The organism is Ruminococcus sp., from assembly GCF_017549005.1.
In the GTDB taxonomy this organism is placed as follows: domain Bacteria; phylum Bacillota; class Clostridia; order Oscillospirales; family Ruminococcaceae; genus Ruminococcus.
Window position 1 is genome coordinate 54404 of sequence record NZ_JAFYYT010000009.1, and the last position, 23563, is coordinate 77966.

General features: G+C 48.0%; 37 protein-coding genes. All 37 read right to left on the minus strand.

The window, feature by feature from the left end:
• Positions 1-16: 16 nt before the first annotated feature.
• Complete coding sequence (gene yajC, locus IKW96_RS04400) at positions 17-547, minus strand: preprotein translocase subunit YajC (RefSeq protein ID WP_296570812.1); 531 nt, start codon at positions 545-547, stop codon at positions 17-19.
• A 195-nt stretch (positions 548-742) separates the two neighbouring features.
• Positions 743-1084: a 50S ribosomal protein L17 gene (gene rplQ, locus IKW96_RS04405; protein ID WP_173449417.1), complete on the minus strand. Its 342-nt coding sequence runs from the start codon at positions 1082-1084 to the stop codon at positions 743-745.
• Positions 1085-1131: 47 nt separating this feature from the next.
• Positions 1132-2097: a DNA-directed RNA polymerase subunit alpha gene (locus IKW96_RS04410; RefSeq protein ID WP_019680123.1), complete on the minus strand. Its 966-nt coding sequence runs from the start codon at positions 2095-2097 to the stop codon at positions 1132-1134.
• 66 nt (positions 2098-2163) lie between these two features.
• Positions 2164-2763 (minus strand): 30S ribosomal protein S4, encoded by a 600-nt coding sequence (rpsD, locus tag IKW96_RS04415; protein ID WP_296570816.1) that lies wholly within the window; start codon positions 2761-2763, stop codon positions 2164-2166.
• A gap of 21 nt (positions 2764-2784) precedes the next feature.
• Entirely contained in the window at positions 2785-3189 is a 405-nt protein-coding gene (rpsK, locus tag IKW96_RS04420; protein WP_024860931.1) for a 30S ribosomal protein S11, read from the minus strand.
• Between the two features lie 14 nt (positions 3190-3203).
• Positions 3204-3572, minus strand: a complete 369-nt coding sequence (rpsM, locus tag IKW96_RS04425) for a 30S ribosomal protein S13 (protein WP_024860932.1) — start codon at positions 3570-3572, stop codon at positions 3204-3206.
• 33 nt (positions 3573-3605) lie between these two features.
• Positions 3606-3719 (minus strand): 50S ribosomal protein L36, encoded by a 114-nt coding sequence (rpmJ, locus tag IKW96_RS04430; RefSeq protein ID WP_009984964.1) that lies wholly within the window; start codon positions 3717-3719, stop codon positions 3606-3608.
• Positions 3720-3769: 50 nt separating this feature from the next.
• A complete protein-coding gene (gene infA, locus IKW96_RS04435) occupies positions 3770-3988 on the minus strand; it encodes a translation initiation factor IF-1 (RefSeq protein ID WP_009984966.1) in 219 nt (72 codons plus the stop codon).
• A gap of 15 nt (positions 3989-4003) precedes the next feature.
• Positions 4004-4246 carry a KOW domain-containing RNA-binding protein gene (locus IKW96_RS04440; protein WP_296570819.1) on the minus strand — a complete coding sequence of 81 codons (243 nt, stop codon included), beginning with the start codon at positions 4244-4246 and terminating at the stop codon, positions 4004-4006.
• 14 nt (positions 4247-4260) lie between these two features.
• Positions 4261-5013 carry a type I methionyl aminopeptidase gene (map, locus tag IKW96_RS04445; protein WP_296570822.1) on the minus strand — a complete coding sequence of 251 codons (753 nt, stop codon included), beginning with the start codon at positions 5011-5013 and terminating at the stop codon, positions 4261-4263.
• Positions 5013-5651, minus strand: a complete 639-nt coding sequence (locus IKW96_RS04450) for an adenylate kinase (RefSeq protein ID WP_296570824.1) — start codon at positions 5649-5651, stop codon at positions 5013-5015. Before IKW96_RS04450 ends, map begins: the two co-directional genes overlap by 1 nt.
• A 15-nt stretch (positions 5652-5666) precedes the next feature.
• On the minus strand, positions 5667-7022 hold the full coding sequence (secY, locus tag IKW96_RS04455; RefSeq protein ID WP_296570826.1) for a preprotein translocase subunit SecY: 1356 nt from the start codon (positions 7020-7022) through the stop codon (positions 5667-5669).
• Between the two features lies 1 nt (position 7023).
• Complete coding sequence (gene rplO, locus IKW96_RS04460) at positions 7024-7464, minus strand: 50S ribosomal protein L15 (RefSeq protein WP_296570828.1); 441 nt, start codon at positions 7462-7464, stop codon at positions 7024-7026.
• Between the two features lie 18 nt (positions 7465-7482).
• Positions 7483-7659, minus strand: coding sequence for a 50S ribosomal protein L30 (rpmD, locus tag IKW96_RS04465; RefSeq protein ID WP_296570830.1), 177 nt, complete (start codon positions 7657-7659; stop codon positions 7483-7485).
• Between the two features lie 14 nt (positions 7660-7673).
• Positions 7674-8174 (minus strand): 30S ribosomal protein S5, encoded by a 501-nt coding sequence (gene rpsE, locus IKW96_RS04470; RefSeq protein ID WP_024860939.1) that lies wholly within the window; start codon positions 8172-8174, stop codon positions 7674-7676.
• Positions 8175-8189: 15 nt separating this feature from the next.
• Positions 8190-8549 carry a 50S ribosomal protein L18 gene (rplR, locus tag IKW96_RS04475; RefSeq protein ID WP_296570831.1) on the minus strand — a complete coding sequence of 120 codons (360 nt, stop codon included), beginning with the start codon at positions 8547-8549 and terminating at the stop codon, positions 8190-8192.
• A gap of 19 nt (positions 8550-8568) precedes the next feature.
• The gene (gene rplF / locus IKW96_RS04480; RefSeq protein WP_296570833.1) at positions 8569-9114 is read right to left on the minus strand and encodes a 50S ribosomal protein L6; all 546 of its coding nucleotides are present in this window, start codon (positions 9112-9114) and stop codon (positions 8569-8571) included.
• A gap of 15 nt (positions 9115-9129) precedes the next feature.
• On the minus strand, positions 9130-9528 hold the full coding sequence (rpsH, locus tag IKW96_RS04485; RefSeq protein WP_019680111.1) for a 30S ribosomal protein S8: 399 nt from the start codon (positions 9526-9528) through the stop codon (positions 9130-9132).
• A 24-nt stretch (positions 9529-9552) separates the two neighbouring features.
• Entirely contained in the window at positions 9553-9738 is a 186-nt protein-coding gene (locus IKW96_RS04490) for a type Z 30S ribosomal protein S14 (protein ID WP_009984979.1), read from the minus strand.
• Between the two features lie 16 nt (positions 9739-9754).
• Positions 9755-10294 (minus strand): 50S ribosomal protein L5, encoded by a 540-nt coding sequence (gene rplE, locus IKW96_RS04495; protein WP_296570836.1) that lies wholly within the window; start codon positions 10292-10294, stop codon positions 9755-9757.
• An 18-nt stretch (positions 10295-10312) separates the two neighbouring features.
• A complete protein-coding gene (gene rplX, locus IKW96_RS04500) occupies positions 10313-10654 on the minus strand; it encodes a 50S ribosomal protein L24 (protein ID WP_296570838.1) in 342 nt (113 codons plus the stop codon).
• An 18-nt stretch (positions 10655-10672) separates the two neighbouring features.
• Positions 10673-11041 (minus strand): 50S ribosomal protein L14, encoded by a 369-nt coding sequence (gene rplN, locus IKW96_RS04505; RefSeq protein ID WP_009984984.1) that lies wholly within the window; start codon positions 11039-11041, stop codon positions 10673-10675.
• Positions 11042-11080: 39 nt separating this feature from the next.
• Positions 11081-11341 (minus strand): 30S ribosomal protein S17, encoded by a 261-nt coding sequence (gene rpsQ, locus IKW96_RS04510; protein WP_019680108.1) that lies wholly within the window; start codon positions 11339-11341, stop codon positions 11081-11083.
• A 19-nt stretch (positions 11342-11360) separates the two neighbouring features.
• A complete protein-coding gene (gene rpmC, locus IKW96_RS04515) occupies positions 11361-11561 on the minus strand; it encodes a 50S ribosomal protein L29 (RefSeq protein WP_019680107.1) in 201 nt (66 codons plus the stop codon).
• On the minus strand, positions 11561-11986 hold the full coding sequence (gene rplP, locus IKW96_RS04520; protein WP_019680106.1) for a 50S ribosomal protein L16: 426 nt from the start codon (positions 11984-11986) through the stop codon (positions 11561-11563). Before rplP ends, rpmC begins: the two co-directional genes overlap by 1 nt.
• Positions 11986-12768 (minus strand): 30S ribosomal protein S3, encoded by a 783-nt coding sequence (gene rpsC / locus IKW96_RS04525; protein WP_296570842.1) that lies wholly within the window; start codon positions 12766-12768, stop codon positions 11986-11988. Before rpsC ends, rplP begins: the two co-directional genes overlap by 1 nt.
• 19 nt (positions 12769-12787) lie before the next feature.
• Positions 12788-13123, minus strand: coding sequence for a 50S ribosomal protein L22 (gene rplV / locus IKW96_RS04530; RefSeq protein WP_295081300.1), 336 nt, complete (start codon positions 13121-13123; stop codon positions 12788-12790).
• A gap of 20 nt (positions 13124-13143) precedes the next feature.
• Positions 13144-13428 (minus strand): 30S ribosomal protein S19, encoded by a 285-nt coding sequence (gene rpsS, locus IKW96_RS04535; RefSeq protein WP_009984992.1) that lies wholly within the window; start codon positions 13426-13428, stop codon positions 13144-13146.
• A gap of 21 nt (positions 13429-13449) precedes the next feature.
• Positions 13450-14283 carry a 50S ribosomal protein L2 gene (gene rplB, locus IKW96_RS04540; protein WP_296570847.1) on the minus strand — a complete coding sequence of 278 codons (834 nt, stop codon included), beginning with the start codon at positions 14281-14283 and terminating at the stop codon, positions 13450-13452.
• A gap of 74 nt (positions 14284-14357) precedes the next feature.
• Positions 14358-14651 (minus strand): 50S ribosomal protein L23, encoded by a 294-nt coding sequence (gene rplW / locus IKW96_RS04545; protein ID WP_296570848.1) that lies wholly within the window; start codon positions 14649-14651, stop codon positions 14358-14360.
• Entirely contained in the window at positions 14651-15274 is a 624-nt protein-coding gene (gene rplD / locus IKW96_RS04550) for a 50S ribosomal protein L4 (protein WP_296570850.1), read from the minus strand. Before rplD ends, rplW begins: the two co-directional genes overlap by 1 nt.
• Before the next feature lie 17 nt (positions 15275-15291).
• Positions 15292-15924 (minus strand): 50S ribosomal protein L3, encoded by a 633-nt coding sequence (gene rplC, locus IKW96_RS04555; RefSeq protein WP_019680099.1) that lies wholly within the window; start codon positions 15922-15924, stop codon positions 15292-15294.
• 110 nt (positions 15925-16034) lie between these two features.
• A complete protein-coding gene (gene rpsJ, locus IKW96_RS04560; protein WP_009985001.1) occupies positions 16035-16349 on the minus strand; it encodes a 30S ribosomal protein S10 in 315 nt (104 codons plus the stop codon).
• A gap of 471 nt (positions 16350-16820) precedes the next feature.
• Positions 16821-18635, minus strand: coding sequence for a glycerophosphodiester phosphodiesterase family protein (locus IKW96_RS04565; protein ID WP_296570853.1), 1815 nt, complete (start codon positions 18633-18635; stop codon positions 16821-16823).
• Between the two features lie 136 nt (positions 18636-18771).
• Entirely contained in the window at positions 18772-19803 is a 1032-nt protein-coding gene (locus IKW96_RS04570) for a carbohydrate ABC transporter permease (RefSeq protein WP_296570855.1), read from the minus strand.
• A 12-nt stretch (positions 19804-19815) separates the two neighbouring features.
• The gene (locus IKW96_RS04575) at positions 19816-20745 is read right to left on the minus strand and encodes a carbohydrate ABC transporter permease (RefSeq protein WP_296570858.1); all 930 of its coding nucleotides are present in this window, start codon (positions 20743-20745) and stop codon (positions 19816-19818) included.
• Positions 20746-20761: 16 nt separating this feature from the next.
• Positions 20762-23563 (minus strand): DUF5696 domain-containing protein, encoded by a 2802-nt coding sequence (locus IKW96_RS04580; protein WP_296570863.1) that lies wholly within the window; start codon positions 23561-23563, stop codon positions 20762-20764.

Genomic DNA, 23563 nt, shown 5'->3' on the forward strand with positions numbered 1-23563 from the left:
GCGGAGGTCATATTTTTTATTCTTCTTCGTCAGCTTTCTTTTTCTTAGCCTTCTTGTCCTCAGCGTCATCATCGACTACTGCTGCGGATTCAAGCTTTGCAGATGAAGCGCTCTTGCCCGAAGCCTTTGCGTCCTTGATACGCTCTGCTGCTGTTACATTCTCGGTGATAGCCCAGTTCTTTATTCTGAGCTTGTGCTTTGCGCCGCCGGTCTCTATAACAACTGTGTCCTCGCCGACGCTTACTACGATACCAACGATACCGCCGCCTGTAACGACTTCATCGCCTACCTGTAAGCTCTCCTGCATTTCCTTGAGCTCCTTGTCACGCTTTTTCTGCGGTCTGATAGCTACAAAGTAGAGAAGTGCGAACATGATAGCAAGGGGGATGAGCATTCCGCCGAGACCCATAGCAGGCGTCTGCTGTGTGCCGTCAGCTGCAGCCGCTGTAGCTGCCTGTGCGTCGTCAGCAAAAGCCGTCATAGCCGTATATCCTGCCATAGCAGCCGTTGAAGCAGCTGCTGAAATAACGCTTATCAACTTTTTCATATTCATAGTTTTTCTCCTGTTCTGATGGGATTTATTTCATACAATGGTTATTATAACATATATCCCGGGGTTTTGCAAGTACTTTTCTTCGATTTTCCGCAATTTTTATGGCATTTCTGCGATAATGCCGTTTTGCAGGGGATACGGAAAAGCCGCTCCCGTAAAGGGAACGGCTTTTATAATAATTATCTGCGATCAAACGAGCTTGATGATAGCCATTTCAGCAGCGTCTCCGCGGCGGGGTCCGATCTTTACGATCTGTGTATAACCACCGTTCTTCTCTGCATACTTGGGAGCGATCTCGTCGATAAGCTTCTTAGCAACGGACTCCTTTGTGATGTATGAGAATACCTGACGCTTGGAGTGCAGATCATCATTTTTACCGATAGTGATCATTTTTTCTGCAACTGCACGAACTTCCTTTGCTCTTGTTACGGTAGTTTCGATCTGACCGTTCTCAAGCAGGAAAGTTACCATGCCTCTGAGCATAGCCTTTCTATGATCAGATGTTCTGCCCAGTTTTCTTGTACCCGGCATTGTATTCACTCCTTTTTATAGTGGTGCGCTAACGCACGTTTTATGGTTTATTCCTCTTCTGAAGAAAGGTCGAAGCCCAGTGACTGGAGCTTTTCCTTTACCTCGTCGAAGGATTTCTTTCCAAGGTTTCTAACCTTCATCATTTCTTCCTCAGACTTATTGATCAAGTCATCTACGGTATTGATACCTGCACGCTTCAAGCAGTTGAAGGAACGTACAGATAAGTCAAGATCCTCAATGGTCATCTCAAGGATTTTTTCCTTACCCTTCTCATCCTTTTCAACAAGGACCTCAGCAAGTCCAGCCTCTTCCGAGAGGTCGATGAACAGCTTCAGATGCTCGTTGAGGAGATTGGCTGCCTGTGATAAAGCTTCCTTAGCGGAGATGGTACCGTCTGTCCATACCTCCATGGTAAGCTTATCATAGTCGGTGACCTGACCGAGTCGCGTATCCTCTACGGTGTAATTTACCTTCAGGACAGGAGTATAGATACTGTCTACGGCGATAACGTCAACGGGGAGGTTGATCTGCTTCTTGTTTCTTTCTGCTGAAACATAGCCTCTGCCTCTGTCTATTGTGATCTCCATGTAGAGCTTAGCGTCCTTGCCAAGTGTAGCGATATGCATACCGGGATCGAGGATATTTACCTCAGAATCGGTCTTTATATCGCCTGCGGTGATCTCGCATTCGCCCTCTGCCTCTATATATACTGTCTTCGGGCCTTCGCCGTAGAGCTTAGCCGTCAGTCCTTTGATACTGAGGATTATTTCCGTAACGTCTTCTTTAACGCCAGGAATGGTTGACAACTCATGGTGAACCGTACCATCCTTGCCCGAAAGCTTTACAGATGTTACAGCCACACCAGGAAGTGAGGAGAGCAGCACACGTCTGAGGCTGTTTCCAAGTGTAATACCATATCCACGCTCCAGCGGTGCTAAAACGAATTTGCCGTATTTGCCGTCACTTTTAAGCTCGACGATCTCAATATCAGGCTTATTAATTTTTTCCAGCATAAAAACCCTCCTATTTCGCAATTAATGTTGATTTCGAATACTGACGCTTCAAGTATATCAATTTGATTACTTGGAGTACAGCTCGACGATGAGGTGAGTAGCTACCTCGTAGTCAATATCCTCAGCCAGTGGAAGACGTGTTACTGTTGCGGAGAAGTCGTCCTTTTTAGCTGTGAGCCATACAGGAACGAGTCTGTCCTTAGTCTCTTCAACTGTAGCCTTGAACTTCTCGGAAGTTCTGTCCTTTTCTCTGAGGGCGATAACGTCGCCAACCTTAACTCTATAGGAAGGAATGTTTACCTTCTTGCCGTTTACTGTAAAGTGGCTGTGTACAACGAGCTGTCTTGCTTCTCTTCTTGTGAGAGCGAGGCCCATTCTGTAAACAACACTGTCGAGTCTGGATTCGAGGACTGTGATAAGGTTATCACCGGCCTTACCCTCCATTTTTTCAGCGATAGAGAAGTAATGTCTGAACTGCTTCTCGAGTACGCCGTAGATAAACTTCAGCTTCTGCTTTTCCTTGAGCTGGAGTCCGTATTCAGATATCTTCTTTCTGTTATTAGCGTTCTTGAAGCGGATAGACTCCTTCTTTGAAACGCCCATTACAGCGGGGCTGATGCCCAGATATCTGCACTTTTTAAGAATTGGTTCTTTCTGTACTGCCATATTAATACACCTCCAATTTGATCAGACACGACGTCTCTTAGGCGGACGGCAGCCATTGTGCGGGATAGGTGTAACGTCCTTGATCATTCTTACCTCAAGGCCTACGGTCTGAAGTGCTCTGATAGCTGCTTCACGGCCTGCACCAGGTCCCTTTACGTATACTTCAACATTCTTGAGGCCGTGCTCCATAGCTGCCTTTGCAGCTGTCTCGGCAGCTGTCTGAGCTGCGAAAGGAGTAGACTTCTTTGAGCCTCTGAAGCCGAGCTCGCCTGCGCTTGCCCAAGAAATAGCATTTCCAGCTGTATCTGTGATCGTAACGATCGTGTTATTGAAAGTGGACTGGATATGAACAGCGCCGCTTTCGATATTCTTACGTTCTCTACGTCTTCTGACAGTAGTAACTTTTTTACCCTTCTGCTGTGCCAAAGCTCATGACCTCCTTACTTCTTCTTGTTAGCGATAGTCTTTACAGGGCCCTTGCGGGTTCTTGCGTTTGTCTTGGTTCTCTGACCTCTTACGGGGAGACCCTTACGGTGACGAACGCCTCTGTAGCAGCCTATTTCAACAAGTCTCTTGATGTTAAGAGCAACTTCACGGCGGAGGTCACCCTCTACTGTGTAATGCTCGTCGATATAATCACGAAGCTTAGCTACATCCTCTTCTGCGAGATCCTTTACTCTTACGTCAGGATTAACGCCTGTTGCTGCGAGGATATTTGTTGCAGTCTGACGACCGATTCCGTAGATATAAGTGAGACCGATTTCGATTCTCTTATTCTTTGGAAGGTCAACACCGGCTATTCTTGCCATATTATAATTGCACCTCCATTAATGCGTCGGGGATCAGCCCTGGCGCTGCTTATGCTTTGGGTTTTCGCAGATAACCATGATTCTGCCTTTACGTTTAATAACCTTGCACTTTTCGCAAATAGGTTTTACTGAAGGTCTGACTTTCATTGAAAATACCTCCTTTAGCGGATAGAGGATATCTGTGATATCCTGTATTTTTACTTAACGCGCCATGTTATACGGCCTTTTGAAAGGTCGTATGGTGACATTTCAAGTTTTACCTTGTCACCGGGTACGATTCTGATATAATTCATTCTGAGCTTTCCCGATACATGAGATAATACCTCATGACCGTTTTCAAGCTGAACCTTAAACATTGCATTCGGCAGAGCGTCAGTTACAACGCCCTCAACCTCGATTACATCTTCTTTTGACACTTTGCATAACCTCCTTTACTCAGCGCTGCTGAACTGTTTCAGCACATTTCTGAGTTTTTTATCAGTTATATCGTTTAGATCGATCATACTGTCTGTAATGCGGATATGTTTTATATTCTTACGCTTCGGGGCTGAGAGCTTTCTGCTCTTTCCGTCCGCGATAAGGCAATATTTTTCATCGGCTTCCACGACTGCGAAATACTTTCCGCCGTCACGTCCTGCCTCCGCTCTTACAACAGAGCCTTTCAGCAGCTTCACGATAATTCCCTCCGTCAGGGCTGTGTCAAAATGACGGGACCGTCAGGAGTTATTGCGATAGCGTGCTCAAAATGAGCCGACAGTGAACCAGATTTGGTAACCACGGTCCAATTGTCCTTGAGAGTTTTTACATCATCGCCTCTGACATTTATCATTGGCTCGATACATATCGTCATTCCCGCAACCAGTCTTGGTCCGTGACCTGCACGTCCCCAGTTCGGTACTTCGGGTGATTCGTGAACCTCTCTGCCGATTCCGTGGCCGCAGTAATTTCTTACGATTCCGTAGCCTCGTGAAGCACAATACTCTTCTACAGCATGAGAAATATCTCCGATTCGTGCGCCGACCTGAGCCTGTGCGATACCTTCATAGAGGCTCGCCTCAGTGACCTCAAGCAATGCTTTAGCTTCATCAGAAATTTTACCCACAGGGAAGGTCCAGCAGCTGTCTCCGTTGAAGCCTTTATAAGCAGCTCCCGTATCGATGCTTACTATATCTCCTTCTTTTAACCTGTGGCTTGCCTTCGGGATACCGTGTATAACTTCCTCATTTACTGAGATACAAGCGTTTCCGGGGAATCCATAAAGGCCTTTAAAGCATGATTTGCTGTTATGACGAGCGAAGTACTCGCCCACCAGCTTATCAACGTCGAGCGTTGACATACCAGGCTTTAATCTTTCGCCCGCATACCATATTGCGCCGCAGGTAATCCTACCTGCTTCACGCATTATGGCTAATTCGGACTTTGATTTAATGACTATACTCATTACTTCTCTACTCCTACTGCTGCGAGTGTGAGCTTGGAAGTTTCTGCGACCTCTTCCTGACCGATAACAGTGACAAGCTTGCCCTGCTTCTCGTAATAGTCCTTGAGAGGAGCTGTTTTTTCGTGATAAGTTGCGAGTCTTTCGAGAACTACCTCGGGCTGATCGTCCTTACGAACGATAGTCTTGTCGCCGCACTTATCGCAAACACCCTCGGCCTTGGTAGGCTTATACTCAACGTGGTATGAAGCTCCGCAGCCCTGGCAGACTCTTCTGCCCGAAACTCTCTGCTTGATAGTCTCGTCGGGAACGTGGATCTCGATTACCTTGTCGATACGGATGTTCATTTTATCAAGAGCTTCTGCCTGAGGCACCGTTCTTGGGAAACCGTCGAGGATAAAACCGTTTTTGCAGTCATCCTCAGCGATCCTCTCCTTCAGGATACCGATAACGATATCGTCTGAAACGAGAGCGCCTGCGTCCATAGCAGCCTTAGCCTTAAGACCGTACTCTGTGCCGTTCTTTGCAGCCTCACGAAGGATATTGCCTGTTGAGATCTGAGGAATATTCAGTGCTTCGGAAACCACCTCAGCCTGAGTACCCTTGCCTGCGCCGGGAGCGCCTAAAAAGATAAGGTTCATATTGACGGTCCTCCTTTACTGTAAGAAGCCCTTATGATGACGCATCATAAGATGTGATTCAAGTGTTCTTGTTGTTTCGAGAGCAACTGATACTGCAATGAGTATCGTTGTACCACCCATTGAAAGCTGCTGCAGCTCATGATCTGCCATAGCCATGAAGATCGGGATAACTGCAATGAAGCCGAGGAAGATAGCACCCACGAGAGAGATCTTGTTGAGTACTCTCTGGATATAATCAGATGTGGGCTTACCGGGTCTGATACCGGGGATACCGCCGTTTGACTGACGGAGATTGTTTGCTATCTCAATAGGATTGTACTGGATCGAAACGTAGAAGTAGTTGAACGCGATAACGAGCAGGAAGTAAATTACAGCGTAACCCCAGCCTCTTGTGCTGAAGAAATCGCAGAACTTGCTGTAGAAGCTGCCGTCATGCGGATTCTGTTTGAACATCTGTATAGCAGATGGGAGAGACATAAACGACATAGCGAAGATGATAGGCATAACGCCGCTCATAATTACCTTTATCGGGATATGTGTCTTCTGTCCGCCGTACTGTTTTCTGCCGACTACGCGCTTTGCGTACTGTATCGGGATACGTCTTTCCGCCTCATTCATAAAGACGATAAAGCCGATCTCGAAGATTATGAATGCAAGGTATGCAAGTGATATCCAGAGGTACTTACCGTTCTGTCCGGTCTTGATGCTGTCTCTTGTAAGTCTTATAAGAAGTGCAGCGTCATTCGGGAATCTTGCTGCAATACCTGCAAAGAGTATGATAGAGATACCGTTTCCGATACCCTTATCGCTGACTCTGTTACCCATCCATACAACTATGAGCGCGCCTGCAACGAACAGTGCGATGATTACGAAGGCTGCAAAAACGCCCTCGCCGCCCGTTTTATACTTCAGAGCATTGCCGATAACATTGCCGTCCTTGTCTTCAACGCCGTTTGTATGCTTAAGAGTAAGATAATAAGCAAACGACATGAATACCGCAAGTACCATTGCTACGAAAGCAGTGATCTTTTCGATCTTCTTTCTTCCCTCTTCGCCCTCGTCGCGCATTCGCTCGAGAGGAGGCAGTGCATATGTCAGCAGCTGCATAATGATGGAAGCGTTGATGAACGGTGTTATCGAAAGTGAGAACACAGTTGCCTTTTCAAGTGCGTTACCTGTGATAGTATTCAGATAATCGAGGATACCGCCGTCCTTTGCGTTGTTCTCCATCCATGCCCTTACTACTTCGGTATTGATGAAGGGAACAGTTACGGCACATCCGAATCTGAACAGTATTATCATGAGTAATGTGTATAAGATCTTTTTGCGTATCTCGGGTACACCCCACGCTTTTTTCAGCGTATGGAACACATTACATCACCTCAGTCTTTCCGCCTGCCTTTTCTATCTTCTCAACAGCGCTCTGTGAGAATTTTGCAGCTTTAACTGTCAGCTTAGCGGTAAGCTCTCCATTTCCGAGGATCTTTACTCCGTCATTTAACTTCTTAACGAGACCGGAAGCTACGAGGAGCTCTGTGTCTACTACTGTACCGTCCTTGAACTTGTTAAGATCGGAAACGTTAACGATAGCATACTTTGTAGCGAAGATGTTGTTGAAGCCTCTCTTAGGGATTCTTCTTGCGAGTGGCATCTGACCGCCTTCAAAGCCGATCCTTACGCCGCCGCCGCTACGAGCATTCTGACCCTTGTGGCCCTTACCTGCTGTCTTGCCGTTACCCGAACCGTGGCCTCTGCCTATACGCTTTACAGCCTTGTTGGAATCGAGTGCAGGTGTTAATTCATGAATTTTCATATCGTTGCACCTCCTTGTTTACGCTTCTGTAACCTCAACGAGGTGTGAGATCTTCTTGATTTTTCCGTTTGTCTGCTCGTTGTCGGGCTGTGTTGTAACATCTCCGACTTTTCTGAGGCCAAGTGACTCAGCAGTAGCGATCTGGTCCTGCTTTCTGCCGATGAGGCTCTTTACAAGCTTGATATTCTTTGCCATTTCTTACTGCCTCCTTAACCTAAAATTTCCTTAACAGACTTGCCTCTCTTAGCTGCTACGTCCTTAGCGGAAGTGCAGTTTACGAGACCGTCGATAGTAGCTCTTACTACGTTGCAGGGATTGTTTGAACGAAGTGACTTTGTTCTGATATCCTTGATGCCTGCAACCTCGATCACGGCACGAACAGGGCCGCCTGCGATAACGCCGGTACCGGGTGCAGCGGGCTTCATAAGAACTCTGCCTGCGCCGAATGCGCCAACGATTTCGTGTGGGATAGTAGTTCCCTTGAGAGCGACCTTTACAAGGTTCTTCTTTGCGTCCTCGATGCCCTTACGGATAGCATCGGGAACTTCTCCTGACTTTCCGAGGCCAAAGCCGACTGTACCGTTTCCGTCGCCTACAACAACGAGTGCTGAGAACTTCATGATACGGCCGCCCTTAACTGTCTTTGATACACGGTTGATAGCAACAACCTTCTCAACGAACTCAGGAGCCTGTGTTTCGATATTAGCCATTGTTTTACCTCCCTCTTAGAACTTTAATCCGTTTTCACGTGCGCCCTCTGCGAGTTCCTTGACTCTGCCGTGGTAGAGGTAGCCGCCTCTGTCGAAAACTACTTCGCTGATACCCTTGTCAGCTGCGTTCTTAGCGATCATCTCGCCGACCTTGCGAGCACCCTCAACGTTGCTGCCGTTGCCCTCAAAGCCCTTATCCATGCTTGATGCAGAAGCAAGAGTAACGCCGTTTACATCATCGATAAGCTGAGCATAGATGTGCTTTGTCGAACGGAACACATTCAGACGGGGACGCTCGGGAGTTCCTGAGATCTTTGCACGAACTCTGCGGTGTCTCTTTAATCTTGCCTTATTGCTGTCAAATTTCTTAATCATAGCAATTTGCTCCTTTTAATTACTTCTTGCCCTTACCAGCTTTACCTTCCTTGCGGATGATATGCTCGCCTTCGTATCTGATACCCTTGCCCTTGTACGGCTCAGGTGGACGCTTTTCGCGTATCTCAGCTGCAAACTGACCTACAGCCTGCTTGTCGATACCGTTTACTATGATCTTGTTGGGCTGAGGAACTTCAAGCTTGATAGCGTCTGTATCCTCGAATACAACAGGATGTGAGAAGCCAAGGTTAAGAGTTACCTTGTTGCCGCTCTTTGCTGCACGGTAGCCGACACCCTCGATCTCGAGAGTCTTTGAATATCCGTTTGTTACACCCTCAACCATGTTGTGGATGAGTGTTCTTGTAAGACCGTGAAGTGAACGAAGACGCTTGTCGTCGTTAGGTCTTGTTACTGTTACAGTGCCGTTCTCGACCTCAATGCCGAGCTCTGTGCTGAACTGTCTTGAAAGCTGACCCTTAGGTCCCTTTACAGTGATAAGATTGTTTTCGTTCTTAACCTCTACACCTGCAGGAACGCTGATGGGCATTTTACCGATTCTTGACATAATCAGTTTTCCTCCTTACCAGATGTATGCAAGGACTTCGCCGCCGACATTGAGCTCTCTTGCCTTCTTGTCAGTTACGATTCCCTTTGATGTTGAAACGATTGCGATACCAAGGCCTTTTCTTACCTTAGGCATATCCGCGCAGCTTGAATAGATACGCAGACCGGGCTTAGAAACTCTTCTAAGGCCTGTTATAACAGGAGACTTATTGTCGCCGTATTTAAGCGTGATCCTGATAACACCCTGCTTTCCGTCCTCAATGAGCTGGAAGCCCTTTACATATCCCTCGTCTACGAGGATCTGTGTAATGTCCTTCTTTACTCTTGAAGCGGGAACGTCAACTGTGGCGTGCTTTGCAGTATTCGCATTGCGAATTCTTGTTAAAAGATCAGCGATTGTATCAGTTATCTGCATGCCGAATGACCTCCTTTTTGTATTTTACCAGCTTGCCTTTTTAACACCAGGAATCTGACCGTCGTGTGCAAGCTCTCTGAAGCAGATACGGCAGATGCCGAACTTTCTGAGATATGCGTGCGGTCTGCCACAGATCTTACATCTGTTGTAAGCTCTTGTGGAATACTTGGGAGTTCTCTGCTGCTTATTGATCATTGCCTTCTTAGCCATTTTTAATCCTCCCTGATTACTTGATGAACGGAGCGCCCATAAGTGAAAGGAGCTCTCTTGCCTCTTCATCGGTCTGTGCTGTTGTGATGAAGTTTATATCCATACCTCTTACCTTATCGATCTTATCGTACTCGATCTCAGGGAAGATAAGCTGTTCCTTGATACCTGTTGAATAGTTGCCCTTGCCGTCGAATGAATTTGCGCTGATTCCTCTGAAGTCACGTACACGTGGGAACGCAACGTTGAAGAGCTTGTTTACAAATTCATACATTCTTTCGCCTCTGAGAGTAACTTTAACGCCGATAGGCATACCCTCACGGAGCTTGAAGTTAGCAACTGACTTCTTAGCTCTGCACACTACAGGCTTCTGGCCTGTGATAGCTGCGAGATCGGTCATGATAGCATCGATGACCTTTGCGTTGTCCTTTGCTTCACCTGCGCCGACGTTGATAACAACCTTGTCGAGCTTCGGGATCTGCATAACACTCTTATAGCCGAACTTCTTCATAAGTGCAGGAGCAACGTCGCTAACATAAAAATCCTTTAAACTTGCCATGTCGTTTCTCCTTTACTATTATTCAAAAGACTTTCCGCACTTCTTGCAAACGCGGAGCTTCTTGCCGTCCTCTATAACGTGGCCTACTCTTGTGGGCTTGCCGCACTTAGGGCAAACAAGCTGTACCTTACAAGCGTAAACGGGAGCCTCAGTTTTTACGATGCCGCCCTTTTCGCCCATTCTTGTAGGCTTTACGTGCTTTGTGATCATGTTGACGCCTTCAACGATGACCTTTTCTTCCTTAGGGCTTACCTCGACGATCTTACCTGTCTTTCTGTCGCCCTTGCTGTCGTACTTGTCCTCGTACTTGCCGGTGAGAAGGATTACAGTGTCACCGGTTTTAACGTGTACTTTACTCATAATCGAATGACACCTCCATTAAAGAACTTCAGGGGCAAGGCTGAGGATCTTTGTATACTCCTTTTCACGGAGCTCCTTAGCAACAGGTCCGAAAATACGGGTTCCCTTGGGGTTCTTGTCTTCCTTAATAATAACAGCAGCGTTCTCATCGAAACGGATGTAAGTACCGTCCTCTCTTCTGAGACCCTTTGCTGAACGAACGATAACTGCCTTTACAACATCGCCCTTCTTTACAACGCCTCCGGGTGTTGCTTTCTTTACTGAAGCAACTACGACATCGCCGATATTTGCATATCTTCTGCGTGTACCTCCCAGAACTCTGATACACATAAGCTCCTTAGCGCCTGTGTTATCAGCGACTTTAAGATAAGTCTGCATCTGTATCACAGCGAGTTCCTCCTTTCAAGCTTTAAGCTTCTATCAAAATTACTTAGCCTTTTCAATGATATTTGTTACACGCCATCTCTTGTCCTTGGAAAGCGGACGTGTTTCCATAACCTCAACGCGGTCACCGATTCTGCACTCATTGTTTTCATCGTGAGCCTTAAGCTTAACGGTACGCTTGATGATCTTCTTATAAAGCGGGTGTTTAACGTTATCAACGATAGCAACTACGACGGTTTTATCCATCTTATCGCTTACAACCTTACCTACTCTTGTTTTTCTAAGGTTTCTCTCAGTAGACATTAGCTAAATCCTCCCTTTCTTACTGCTGTGCAGCAAGCTCTGCCTCACGCAGAGATGTCTTGATGCGTGCAATATCCTTCTTTACAGCCTTGAGTCTTGCTGTATTATCAAGCTGATTGATTGCCAGCTGAAAGCGGAGAGCGAAGAGCTCTTCCTTGAGGCTGGCGAGCTTCTCGTTGAGCTCATCAACTGACATTTCTCTGATTTCCGATGCCTTCATTACTGCTCAACCTCCTGCTCTGCTTTAGTTACGAACTTACACTTGATAGGAAGCTTGTGCATAGCAAGACGCATAGCTTCTCTTGCAGTCTCTTCAGCAACGCCCTTGATCTCAAAGAGAACACGGCCCGGCTTAACAACTGCTACCCAGTATTCCGGTGAACCCTTACCTGAACCCATTCGTGTTTCAGCGGGCTTTTCTGTGATAGGCTTGTCAGGGAATATCTTGATCCAAACCTGACCGCCTCTCTTGATATAACGAGTCATGGCAATACGGGCAGACTCGATCTGGTTGGAAGTGATCCAAGCAGGCTCGAGAGCCTGAAGACCGTAATCACCGTAAGTTACCTTGTTTCCTCTGTATGCCTTACCCTTAAGACGTCCTCTGTGGACTCTGCGGTATTTAACTCTCTTTGGAAGCAGCATTACTGGTTACCTCCTTCTCTTTTAGCAGCGCGAGTCTTGTTGAACTCTCTGCGGTTATCCTTTGACTTGTCGTCTCTGCGACGTCTGTCATTGTTTCTTGTATCGTTCTTTCTCTCGAGCTTTTCTCTCTGAGCAGCAGCCTTTGCAGCATCGCCCTTGAGAACTTCGCCCTTATAGATCCAGACCTTTACGCCAAGCTTGCCGTATGTTGTATCAGCCTCAGCAAAGCCGTAGTCGATATCAGCACGGATAGTCTGGAGCGGGATAGTACCCTCGTGGTAGCTCTCGCTTCTTGCGATCTCGGCACCGGCAAGTCTGCCTGATACCTTGACCTTGATACCCTTTGCGCCGAGACGCATTGTTCTGCCGATAGACTGCTTCATAGCTCTTCTGAAAGATACTCTGTTCTCAAGGTCGAGAGCGATCTTCTCTGCTACGAGCTGGCTGTCCATATCGGGCTGCTTTACTTCAATGATATTGATGAAAACCTGCTTGTTCATCATCTTCTCGAGCTGTGCTCTGAGCTTCTCGATTTCTGCACCGCCTCTGCCGATTACGATACCGGGCTTAGCGCAGTGGATGTGGATTCTTACCTTATCGGCAAAACGCTCGATCTCGATTCTCGGAACGCCTGCAGCATAGAGGCTCTTCTTTACGAAATTACGAACGTTGTAGTCCTCAACGAGAGTGTTGCCGAAATCGGACTTGTTTGCATACCAACGAGAATCCCAATCTTTAATAACGCCGACACGAAGACCGTGCGGATTAACTTTCTGGCCCATTCTTCAAACCTCCTTGGGATTATTCTTTTTCTGTGAGAACTACTGTGATGTGTGATGTTCTCTTTAAAATTCTATATGCTCTGCCCTGTGCTCTCGGCATGATCCTCTTCATTATAGGTCCTGGTGTTACGAAGCACTCGGAAACCACGAGGTTATCCTTGTCCATGCTGAAGTTGTTCTCAGCATTTGCCTGAGCGGACTTAACAAGCTTTGCAACGATAGGACTTGCAGCCTTAGGAGTAAGATCTAAAGTAGCTAAAGCGAGATCAACAGGCTTGTTTCTGATAAGATCCAGAACAATCTGCACCTTTCTGGGTGATATACGAGCATTTCTTAAATAAGCTCTTGCTTCCATCTCTGAACTCCTCCTTCCGCTTATTTCTTACCGTTGTTGGATGTCTTTGAGCCTGCGTGGCCCTTATAGGTTCTTGTAGGAGCAAACTCGCCGAGCTTGTGACCTACCATATCCTCTGTAACGTATACCGGAACGTGCTTGCGTCCGTCGTGTACAGCGAATGTGTGACCTACGAAATCAGGGAATATTGTTGAAGAACGGCTCCATGTCTTGAGAACCTTCTTTTCGCCTGCTTCGTTCATTGCAACGACCCTCTTCAGGAGAACTTCCTGGACATAAGGTCCCTTTTTGATGCTTCTGCTCATTAATCAGTTCCTCCTTTCAGATTACTTGCCGTTGCGGCGCTTTACGATGAACTTATCAGTTCTGTGATGCTTCTTACGTGTCTTATAGCCGAGTGCTGGCTTACCCCAAGGAGTAACAGGGCCCGGACGTCCGACAGGTGACTTACCTTCACCACCACCGTGCGGGTGATCGCATGGGTTCATGACAGAACCACGAACTGTAGGTCTCCAGCCCATGTTTCTTACACGACCAGCCTTACCGTAGTTAACGTTCTCGTGGTCGATATTTGAAACCTGACCGATAGCAGCCTTACAATTGATCGGAACCTTTCTCATCTCGCCTGAAGGAAGTCTTACGAGAGCGTATGTGTCTTCCTTACCCATGAGCTGAGCCTGGTTGCCTGCGCTTCTTACGAGCTGAGCGCCCTTGCCGGGATAAAGCTCGATAGCGTGGATAAATGTACCAACAGGGATATCAGCGAGCTTGAGTGCGTTGCCGGGCTTGATATCAGCCTCTGCGCCTGACTCGATCTTATCGCCGACCTTTAAGCCGTTTGGTGCGAGAATGTATCTCTTCTCACCGTCCTCGTACTCAACGAGCGCGATGAATGCGCTTCTGTTAGGATCGTACTCAAGAGTCTTGACAACTGCGATCATATCGTCCTTGTCTCTCTTGAAGTCGATTACACGGTACTTTCTTCTGTTACCGCCGCCTCTGTGGCGAACTGTTATACGGCCGTAGCTGTTTCTTCCCGACTTCTTCTTCATTGGTTCGAGAAGGCTCTTCTCCGGCTCAACCTTTGACAGAACCGAGTAGTCAGTTACAGTCATCTGACGTCTCGAAGGTGTCGTAGGCTTATAAGTCTTTATAGCCATTTTAACTTTCTCCTTTAATGCATTTTTTGCGGGAGCATTACTCCCATAACTCTCTTACTTATTTAATAGTGGGATCAAACCATGCCCTCGAAGAACTCGATAGCCTTTGAATCCGCTGTAAGAGTAACGATAGCCTTCTTCCAGTCGGGTGTCTTGCCGACATATCTTCCGACTCTCTTATCGCGTCCGTTGCAGTTCATTGTGTTTACCTTTGCAACCTCAACGCCGAAGAGCTGCTCAACAGCCTTCTTGATCTCGGACTTGTTAGCGTCCTTAGCTACCTTAAAGGTGTACTTTCCAGCCTGAAGATCGTCCATGGACTTCTCAGTGATAACAGGCTTGAGAATGATGTCCTGAGCTGCTTTCATTATGCGTACACCTCCTCGATCTTTCCTACAGCATTCTTTACAACGATGAACTTGTCATAGTTGAGAATGTCGTAAACATTAAGTGTATTTACAGCAGCAGTCTTAACACCGGGGATGTTAGCTGCGCTCTTGATAACCTTTGTATCAGCCTCTGCTGTTACGATGAGAGCCTTGCCCTCAACGCCGAGAGCCTTGAGCATATCAACAACTGTCTTTGTCTTGAAGCCGTCAAGTGTAAGAGCGTCAAGAACGATCATGTTGTTGTCGATGACCTTAGCAGAAAGCGCGGACTTCATTGCAAGTCTCTTTACCTTCTTGTTAAGCTCGTATCTGTAATCTCTGGGCTTGGGGCCGAGAGCGATTCCTCCGTGTACCCACTGAGGAGCACGGGTCGAACCCTGTCTTGCATGGCCTGTACCCTTCTGTCTCCAGGGCTTTCTGCCGCCGCCGCTTACTTCTGTTCTTGTAAGTGTGGACTGTGTGCCCTGTCTCTGGTTTGCAAGGTAATTAACAACTGCAGCGTGCATAACGCCTTCATTGGGAGTGATTCCGAAAACTGCGTCATTGAGCTCTGTCTCGGAAACCTGCTTACCTGTCATATCAAATACTGAAATAGTAGACATTTACGCTTCCTCCTTCCTTAAGCCTTAACGCTGTCAACGATATAAACGATACCGCCCTTAGGACCGGGGATAGCGCCCTTGATAGCGATGAGATTGTTCTCAGTGTCTATTTTAACGATTTCGAGATTCTGTACAGTTACCTGCTCAGCACCCATGTGACCTGCCATGCCCTTGCCCTTGTAGATTCTTGAAGGGGATGAGCAAGCGCCCATTGAACCTGCCTGTCTGTGAACAGGACCTGTACCGTGAGTTTCCTTGAGTCTGTGCTGATTGTGGCGCTTGATAGCACCTGCGAATCCCTTACCTTTGCTTGTGCCGACAACGTCGATAGCGTCGCCTACAGCAAATGTATCTGCCTTGATGATGTCGCCTACGTTGAGAGCGTCGCAGTCGTCAAGTCTGAACTCCTTGAGTTCCTTCTTGCAAGCAACGTCTGCCTTGTCGAAGTGACCCTTCATAGGCTTGTTAACTCTCTGTACCTTTACGTCGCCGTAGCCCAGCTGAAGTGCTGCATAGCCGTCGTTCTCAACGGTCTTCTTCTGTACAACAACGCACGGGCCAGCTTCTACTACTGTTACAGGAACAACTTTTCCTGTTTCGTCGAAGATCTGAGTCATACCGATCTTCTTGCCGATAATGCCTTTCTGCATTTTCATTTCCTCCTGTTAGGTTATTGGTTGATGATTTACACATCAACTTGACCGACGGATCACCGTCATTCCGCTTCCCGAGCGGTAGTTTCAAGCGTAATATCAGTCAATTACTTGACTTCCATAACAACGTCTACGCCTGCGGGGATCTCGAGCTTGTCAAGAGCAGCTGTTGTCTTGTCTGTAGGACGGATAACGTCTACGAGTCTCTTGTGAGTTCTCATCTCGAACTGCTCACGGCTGTCCTTGTACTTGTGTACAGCGCGGAGAATAGTAACAACTTCCTTATCTGTAGGGAGCGGGATAGGACCCGAAACTCTTGCACCGCTTCTCTTGGCTGCCTCAACGATCTTAGCTGCTGCAATATCAACAGTAGCGTGATCGTAGCCCTTGATCTTGAATCTGATTTTTTCGTTGACTGCCATTGTTTTCGCCTCCTTGGAATTAATTACGGGGACGCAGATTGGAATATCACACGTTTCCGTGTGTTTCATGCTTCATCTCATAAAAAACTCGAAAAACTGGTGTTTTCCGAGCGGTTTCAGCAAAATATGAGCACAAAAAGAGCATAATCCACGCATACGCAAGCTGCGTGAACAATAACCACAAACTGTGTTCGATATCCCATTCGCCCGGTTTAAAATCGGACATACTCCACGGAAATTACCTGCCATACCGACAGCAACCTTCCGTTTCAACGCATATCTTCGTGCAGTCAGTGCGCGTACAGCGCACTCAACGTAATCAATTATATCACATATATAGGGATAAATCAACAATTTGCAGAAATTGTATTTGTAAATTTTTAATGAACAATAATTTTATTTTAACAATATACTCCGAACCGTGATTTCCTCACAGCCCGGAGTATGGATAAATGCCTGTTCATCGCCTTTTCAGCTTCCGAAGATAAATTTCAGAGCTGTCAGGACAGTATCGCCGACCTTCTTCGAGTTCACGATCTCGAGAGCCTTGTCGGGGCGGTCTGTGATGATATTGTCAACTCCGAGAGCCATCATCTTCTGCATTTCGCTCTGCCTGTTCACAGTCCATACGAAAATGCGCTTTCCGTGATGATGAGCCGAGTTCACCACAGCCTGGTTGACGAAGAGATAGTTCATACTCACAGCGTCGATATATGGCAGCTGTGCAAATGACGTAGCCGTTGCGAGGTTTGCGATAAAGCCCGTCTTAATCTTTGGATTGAGCTGCTTAACCTTTTTCAGTGCAGGGTACGAGAACGACGTGATATAGCAGGAATTGACGATACCGTACTCCTCTATGAGCTCCACAGCCTTTTCAGCAGTCTTTTTCGGGTCGCCCGAGCGCTTTATCTCAATATTCAGCATTATATCATCCCCCACAAGCTCCAGCACGTCCGAGAAGAGCGGTATCTCCACGTCGTCGAACTCCCCGTCCTTTCCGAACCACGAGCCTGCGGACAGCGTTCTGAGCTGGTCGTAGGTGTATTTCTCCACCATGCCCGTTCCGTTCGTTGTACGGTCGAGCTTGTCGTCATGTATCACGACGAGGCGGTCGTCAGCAGTCAGCTGTATATCGAGCTCTATGTAGTCCGCACCGCAGTCCATCGCCGATTTGAAGGCAGGCAGGGTGTTCTCCGGAGCTACCTTTGAGAAGCCCCTGTGCGCCGTTACCTGAGTACGGCTTATAATTCCCACGTTGAGGCTTACATTTCCGCGTGAAAGGGCTTTCAGGTAGGACAGGTTCATCACCGAGCTGACAGCTGCAAGACACACTATGATGACCGCACTCTTTTTCTTGCTGAACTTCTTATAGCCCGCATTCGGGAGAACTATATCCTCGTCCTTAACGTCCTTCATGAACTTGTCGGTAAGCAGCCATATAATGGCAGGAGCCGAGAAGAAAGCCGATACCGCCGTAAAGACGCTCCACGTATAACGCAGTATCTTCAGCGCCGTGCCGAAAGCAGCTCCTGGCTTTGAAAAGCCCTTTACGATAAAGACTATGATGAAGCTGAGACCGAAAGTCAGCAAGCCGATAAAGGCAACTATGCCTATGCTCCACAGGAGCGCCGAAATTATCATCTTTCTGCGCTGTCCGTGCATTTTCTCCTTGCTGCTCTTTATGCACTCCTTAAAAGGCTTGTCGGTAAGGATAAGGTAGTGGATACTGTAGCTCGCGCTTATGATAAGGATAATGAACAGCAGCTGCACAAGTACATAGCATACAACTGCCAGAGCTCCGTTCATGGAGTTGAATATCCTCCTCATCACAGGCATGAGCGGAGCCATGAACATACCCGATGACAATGAGAACTGTGCAAGGGGCATTATTGCCATGTACGCAAGGAAAGAGACTATCCCCGTGCCTCTGAAAGCCTTTGCAAAAGCTTTCAGACCCGTTCGGAACATTCCTCCGGTGTATATCCGCTGCTTTTTGTTATAGCAGGAAAAGCAGGCTACAAGAGCGGAGAGCTCCACAAAGGAGAAGAACGCATAGCTGAAAAGCATCAGAGCTATGACTATAAGGGTCGAGGGATGTCTTAAATATGTAAGAAGATTTTCATCGTTGAGATAAGTAACTCCCGAAAGCTTCATGGTGAGCTTCAGAAGCAAGGCAGTCACAGGCGTTCCCACTGCAAGCAGAAGGAGCTTGAAAATAAGCTCGAATACCAGGAAGTGGGGCATCGCTTTTATAAAGACCCCTGCGGGTCTGAGTATCTTTTTCATTTTTTACTCCGGAACCAATGGATTTACTTCAATTATACGCCCCTGACCGTCCGTTGTCAATATCACATTGTGCTTATCGGACAAAAAAGGCATAAAGAAATTTCTTCCTTATGCCTTTTTCTGTAATAATACATATTCAGCCAACTATTCCCGAGCGTTCTATTCCCTCGGTGAAGTGCTTCTGCAAAAATACATACATGATAAGCACGGGAGCTATGGAAAGCAGACAGCCTGCCTCTTTCCATACTATCTGGTCACGGGGACTTATCTGCACCGTCGGGTCGTCGAAAAGGTTCATTTTCAGCTCGTTGTCGAGATTTGTCAGCATGAGGGCTATGGTCCTGGTGTCCGTGAAGAAGGTGCTGCTCACATAGTAGTCGTTCCAGTACCATACAACGGAAAACAGGAATACAGTCAGCAGCGCTGCCGAAGCGTTGGGCAGCATTACCCTTACGAACGTTCTGAAAGGTCCGCAGCCGTCGATATACGCAGCGTCCTCCAGTTCTCTCGGCATTCCCTTGAAGAACTGACGGAATATATATATCATCAATCCTGCGCGTATGCCGTTGGCGGTCATTGCAGGTAGATACATGGTAAGTCTGCTGTCAATGAGATTAAGTGAGAAAAGCCCTTTTATGCCGAAGTATCTGAACTGGGTATACAGCGGCAGGGATATCACCTGCGTCGGCACAAGTATCATCATGATGACAACTCCGAAGAGAAGCCTGCTGCCCCTGAACCTGAATCTTGCAAAGCCGTAGCCCGTCAGGGCGCATGAGAACACCTGCACCAGCGAGCAGCCTATATTCAGGAACAGAGTGTTGCCGAGAGTTTTCCAGTAGTCCATAGCGTCAATGGTCTCGGCTATGACCTTCAGCGTGTAATGCCTCGGTATCCACATTACCGTGGGGTCGCTCATATCAGCCCTGTCTCTGAAAGCGCAGCTTATCATGTATATCAGTGGATACATTATGACAAAGCCCAGTCCTATGAGTATAACGGCTCTGAAAAACGGCCATACCTTATCCGCAACGGCTTTCCTCCGCAGATAGCGCCTTTCCTCCGCCGTGACGGAAGCTCTTCTTCGGCGTCCTGCTTCGCGGCTGTCCATGCCGCTGCCTGTCTCGTCGGCTGTCTTTATCTTCGGTGCATTCGTTACATCTGCCATTCATGCACCTCCTCAGTCGTTCTCATAGTATATGAACCTGTTCATAACAGCCGTGACCACGCCTATAGCGGCAATAACGACTGCAAAATATATCCACGCCATTGCGGAAGCCTCTCCGAAATCGAACTGGCTCCTCATGGTGGAGATACGGTTCATAACGCTGTTCATCGGGTTAGTGAACGAATCTATTACGGTAAATATGAGATTTGCAAGTATGAACGGGCTGACATACGGGAAGGTTATCTTCCAGAAGTACTCCCATGCGGTAGCGCCCTCCATCTGTGCCGCTTCACGGGCAGAGGCAGGGATATTCTGCAGAGCCGCAAGGAAAAGGATTATCTGTATGCCCGAATTCCATACGATACCGAAGATATTGTCCGCGACTGCTGAAATAAAGGTGCTGACGCTGTCGCTTATGCCGTAGATACCGAGGAACTGCATCAGCTCACCCACAAGATTCGTGGAAAACATGGTATTGAACTGCTCAGCGCCCGCATTGCCCGTAGAGTCCATATCGCCGCTGATTATCCTGAAAACAGGTCCCGTGGCGATTATGACGGGCAGAAAGAATACAGCCCTCGCAAGTGTCCTTCCCCTGAACTTCTGATTGAGCACCACCGCGATAAACAGCGAGAATATCAGTATCAACGGCGTTTTCCAAAGAGTTTCGAGGAGAACGTCCCCGAGATATTCCGTATAATAGGGGTCTTCACCAAGTACGCTGAAATAGTTGTCCATGCCCCTGAATTCGGTATTCAGCGAGCCGGGATCCACCGAAACACTGCAGAATGAGTACCACAGCGACTTCCCGAGAGGTATCAGGAAGAAAAGCACCGTTCCCGCCAGCCATAAGCTGATAAAACCGTAGCCGTACAGGGATTTTCTCCGCTGATAGGACATTATGCGCCTTTTTTTACTGCTTTTTTCAGTTTTTGCGCTCAATTTCTTCCCGCCTTTCCTATGTGATTTCGCCAAGAGAGATGAAGCCGCCGTCCCAGCTGACCGTCATTGCCCCAAGGTCGGTAACGACCCTTGTTCCGTCCGAATAATCTGTAGTTATGATATCGCCGTCCGCATGATAACCGGTAATATAGCAGTCCGAGACACTGCTCAGGAGCGGCTCGAGCATGGCGTAATCCTCTGCCGCTTTTCTGATATTGCCCTTATAATTGGCATAATACAGGAAATCAAGCTCTGTGTCTTTCAGTTCGCTTGTCTCCTCGTGAATCATATCGTAGCTGAGAGAGCTTCCGGTAGCCGCCGCCATGAGCATCAGCCTTTCGGGGTCGGGGCTTCCGTTGACAGCCTCCGCTGAATACGGTATAACACCGTGCATTACCATCTGATAGAACGGGATATCCTCGTCAAAGAGGTCGAATCTGCCCGAATTCATGGGAACTCCCGTGATATGGCTGACATATGGGAGAGCATAGGCGTTTGCATTGTCTGCAAGTATGCCGCCCCCAAGCTTCTCCGTGACAGTCTCATAGCCCTCCGTAAGGAGCTTTTCCGCGCCTGCCCTTGAAATGCTCTTTTTGCCATAGTCTCCGTAAAGCGAGGAGGTAAGACTTGCGAGAGAAACTCCGCCGAGCCCTGCATTTGAATAGTTTTCGGCGATATCTCCGAAAACCTCACCGTAGCAGTCAGGAGTAAGCAGAGAAAGATTCTTTCTGAAACCGTCGGGTATGCCGTAAGCCCTGTCATAGCTGACTATCCTCGAATATGAGCCCGAAACCCTCACGGCTGTGTCCGAAAATGAGTAATAGCCGTTTCCCGAGCTGAAATCCCTGTTGTCGGAAACAGGGTACAGGCTGTAACCGCATTCGTCTATAAGGTCGGTGAGGCTGCGGAAGTCTCTTACTCCACCAAGCTTTCCCGAGGGCTTTGCGCCCTTGTCGACCTTGTTTTTTATACCGTCGTTGGTCCAGTTGCTGTAGGAGACGACCATATCGTCAACTCCGCGCTCTTTCAGCTCGCTTATTATGTCAGCTGCCTGCCCGAAATCTGTAACGGAGGTCCGAAACGAGAGCGGTATGCCGAGAACCGACTTTTTCTTCATAACTCCGCCGTAAAGTCCGAGATACAAAGGTGCTTTGTCCGCGCTGCTCCTTATCTTCACGCCCTGCTCTTCAAGGAGATACTGCCTGTATCTTGCAGCTATATCGGTATAATCAGCGCCTTTCTTCGCAATGGGGTAGTAGAGCAGCTCTATATCGTCCGATCTTATCTTTCCCTTTTCAAAGACAGTGTACTTATCGTGGCTGTTTCCCGACATGTAAAATGTGTCCGTACCGCGGAGAATAAAGGTGAAATTGCAGATATTGTACCTGCTTTTGGACTGTCCCGACACGTTTGCCGTGATATAAGCGTTGGAGTCGCCCTTTGCCGCGACCGCAAGGAGGGCGTTGCCCCCTCTTACTATGCCGTATACGGGCAGATATATCTGCTCCGTGAGAGCTCCCCTGTTCTGCGGTACAGCCGTTACATCGCTGCCATAGATACGCTGCTGATAGAGGTTCGTCTGCATAGTCCTGCCGTTGTTGAAGCGCACAAGGGCTCCGCAGCCGTCGGGTATGACGAAATATCCCTCTTCATCGTCGGGAGCTGCTCCGAAGCTGCCAAGCAGTGTCATCTCAGTCGCTATGTTTTCAGGCTTTGATTCGGCTATCTCAGATATTTTCACCCTTGCCCTTAGGTGATCGTCCTCTATGGTATACTCCACAGGAACAGTAAAGCCTGCGTCTTTGTAGCCGTATATCACGCGGATACCGTTTTCGATATCGCTGACATTGAATACGCAGTCCTTATCGCTGCCCGAGCGGAGCATATTATTGCCCGAACGGCTCATAGGTATGCCGTAGCGAAGCACATTCGACGAGCGCAGCTCGTCCGCTACAAGTCCCGTAGCAGTTGTATCCTGAGAAGCTTCGAGGGGCGACGACCACCATATAAAGCCGTTTTCCTTGTTCTCGATACCGAATGAGGCGCTCCTGTCGTCTATTATCATACGGAGCTTATCATTTTCCGCGCCGTAGCGGAAAGCTCCGAGGTAATGGCTGCCGTCGGCGGTCAGCCACGCAAAACCGCCCTCTGCGGACTTGTATATCCGCTTTCCGTCTTCTGTCCTGTCAAAGCTGTAGCTCTTGTCCGTGCCTTTCATATCACCGCGGAGGAACTCCAGCGTATTCTTGTCGGCAGACAAAAAGGCGTATTTGCTGTCAAGGGTGGAAACTATCTCCCTTATCCTTATGACTCTGCCGGTATCTTCATCGGTAAGCACGAAAAATCTTCCTGCGTCGCTGACATAGAGCTTTCCCTCGTCGCATTTGACGCCGCTTCTGAATGAAGCCGCAGCTTTTCCGCTTTTACTGTCAATTATAACGAGCTCGCCCAGTTTTTTCAGCTCGTCTGCCTTGTCGGCTATCTTCTGCTGCTCGGAAGTATAGTCCTTTTTGCTCTTAGGCTTGCCGCCCACGGTCTCCCAGAGCTCATCTTCAATGTCCTTGCTCCTGAAATAAACATCGTAGCCGTCGCAATATCCTATCTTTTTAAGGTATCTGTCAGCGTCCTCCGCCGAAAGCTCGGCTTTCTCAACTGACTCCGAACGTTTGGACTTCTCGGTATCTCCGCCGCTTTCGGTTTCCGAAGCCGTATCGGACTGCACGGCTTTTCCTTCGCTGTCCGCATAGGCGCTGCCCGAAGCCGCCATTGAAGCCGCAATGAGCAGACAGAGCAGCGTTCTTCTTATCTTTTTGCCCAT

Bases quoted from the DNA above. Each gene is read 5' to 3' on its own strand.
- yajC (WP_296570812.1), bottom strand. From the start codon at position 547: ATGAAAAAGTTGATAAGCGTTATTTCAGCAGCTGCTTCAACGGCTGCT.
- rplQ (WP_173449417.1), bottom strand. From the start codon at position 1,084: ATGCCGGGTACAAGAAAACTGGGCAGAACATCTGATCATAGAAAGGCT.
- IKW96_RS04410 (WP_019680123.1), bottom strand. From the start codon at position 2,097: ATGCTGGAAAAAATTAATAAGCCTGATATTGAGATCGTCGAGCTTAAA.
- rpsD (WP_296570816.1), bottom strand. From the start codon at position 2,763: ATGGCAGTACAGAAAGAACCAATTCTTAAAAAGTGCAGATATCTGGGC.
- rpsM (WP_024860932.1), bottom strand. From the start codon at position 3,572: ATGGCAAGAATAGCCGGTGTTGACCTTCCAAAGAATAAGAGAATCGAA.
- rpmJ (WP_009984964.1), bottom strand. From the start codon at position 3,719: ATGAAAGTCAGACCTTCAGTAAAACCTATTTGCGAAAAGTGCAAGGTT.
- map (WP_296570822.1), bottom strand. From the start codon at position 5,013: ATGAGTATAGTCATTAAATCAAAGTCCGAATTAGCCATAATGCGTGAA.
- IKW96_RS04450 (WP_296570824.1), bottom strand. From the start codon at position 5,651: ATGAACCTTATCTTTTTAGGCGCTCCCGGCGCAGGCAAGGGTACTCAG.
- rplO (WP_296570828.1), bottom strand. From the start codon at position 7,464: ATGAAAATTCATGAATTAACACCTGCACTCGATTCCAACAAGGCTGTA.
- rpmD (WP_296570830.1), bottom strand. From the start codon at position 7,659: ATGGCAAAGAATATCAAGCTTGTAAAGAGCCTCATCGGCAGAAAGCAG.
- rpsE (WP_024860939.1), bottom strand. From the start codon at position 8,174: ATGGCTAATATCGAAACACAGGCTCCTGAGTTCGTTGAGAAGGTTGTT.
- rplR (WP_296570831.1), bottom strand. From the start codon at position 8,549: ATGATTAAGAAATTTGACAGCAATAAGGCAAGATTAAAGAGACACCGC.
- rplF (WP_296570833.1), bottom strand. From the start codon at position 9,114: ATGTCAAGAATCGGTAAAATGCCCATCAGCGTTCCTGCAGGTGTAGAG.
- rpsH (WP_019680111.1), bottom strand. From the start codon at position 9,528: ATGCAGATAACTGATACAATCGCTGATCTTTTAACAAGAATTCGCAAT.
- IKW96_RS04490 (WP_009984979.1), bottom strand. From the start codon at position 9,738: ATGGCTAAGAAGGCAATGATCAATAAGCAGCAGAGAACTCCCAAGTAT.
- rplE (WP_296570836.1), bottom strand. From the start codon at position 10,294: ATGGCAAGTTTAAAGGATTTTTATGTTAGCGACGTTGCTCCTGCACTT.
- rplX (WP_296570838.1), bottom strand. From the start codon at position 10,654: ATGAGTAAAGTACACGTTAAAACCGGTGACACTGTAATCCTTCTCACC.
- rpsQ (WP_019680108.1), bottom strand. From the start codon at position 11,341: ATGTCTACTGAGAGAAACCTTAGAAAAACAAGAGTAGGTAAGGTTGTA.
- rpmC (WP_019680107.1), bottom strand. From the start codon at position 11,561: ATGAAGGCATCGGAAATCAGAGAAATGTCAGTTGATGAGCTCAACGAG.
- rplP (WP_019680106.1), bottom strand. From the start codon at position 11,986: ATGCTGCTTCCAAAGAGAGTTAAATACCGCAGAGTCCACAGAGGACGT.
- rpsC (WP_296570842.1), bottom strand. From the start codon at position 12,768: ATGGGCCAGAAAGTTAATCCGCACGGTCTTCGTGTCGGCGTTATTAAA.
- rplV (WP_295081300.1), bottom strand. From the start codon at position 13,123: ATGGAAGCAAGAGCTTATTTAAGAAATGCTCGTATATCACCCAGAAAG.
- rpsS (WP_009984992.1), bottom strand. From the start codon at position 13,428: ATGAGCAGAAGCATCAAAAAGGGACCTTATGTCCAGGAAGTTCTCCTG.
- rplB (WP_296570847.1), bottom strand. From the start codon at position 14,283: ATGGCTATAAAGACTTATAAGCCTACGACACCTTCGAGACGTCAGATG.
- rplW (WP_296570848.1), bottom strand. From the start codon at position 14,651: ATGAAAGCAGCTCAGGACATCATTCTCAAGCCTGTTATCACTGAGAAG.
- rplD (WP_296570850.1), bottom strand. From the start codon at position 15,274: ATGTCTACTATTTCAGTATTTGATATGACAGGTAAGCAGGTTTCCGAG.
- rplC (WP_019680099.1), bottom strand. From the start codon at position 15,924: ATGCAGAAAGGCATTATCGGCAAGAAGATCGGTATGACTCAGATCTTC.
- rpsJ (WP_009985001.1), bottom strand. From the start codon at position 16,349: ATGGCAGTCAACGAAAAAATCAGATTCAAGATCAAGGGCTACGATCAC.
- IKW96_RS04565 (WP_296570853.1), bottom strand. From the start codon at position 18,635: ATGAAAAAGATACTCAGACCCGCAGGGGTCTTTATAAAAGCGATGCCC.
- IKW96_RS04570 (WP_296570855.1), bottom strand. From the start codon at position 19,803: ATGGCAGATGTAACGAATGCACCGAAGATAAAGACAGCCGACGAGACA.
- IKW96_RS04580 (WP_296570863.1), bottom strand. From the start codon at position 23,563: ATGGGCAAAAAGATAAGAAGAACGCTGCTCTGTCTGCTCATTGCGGCT.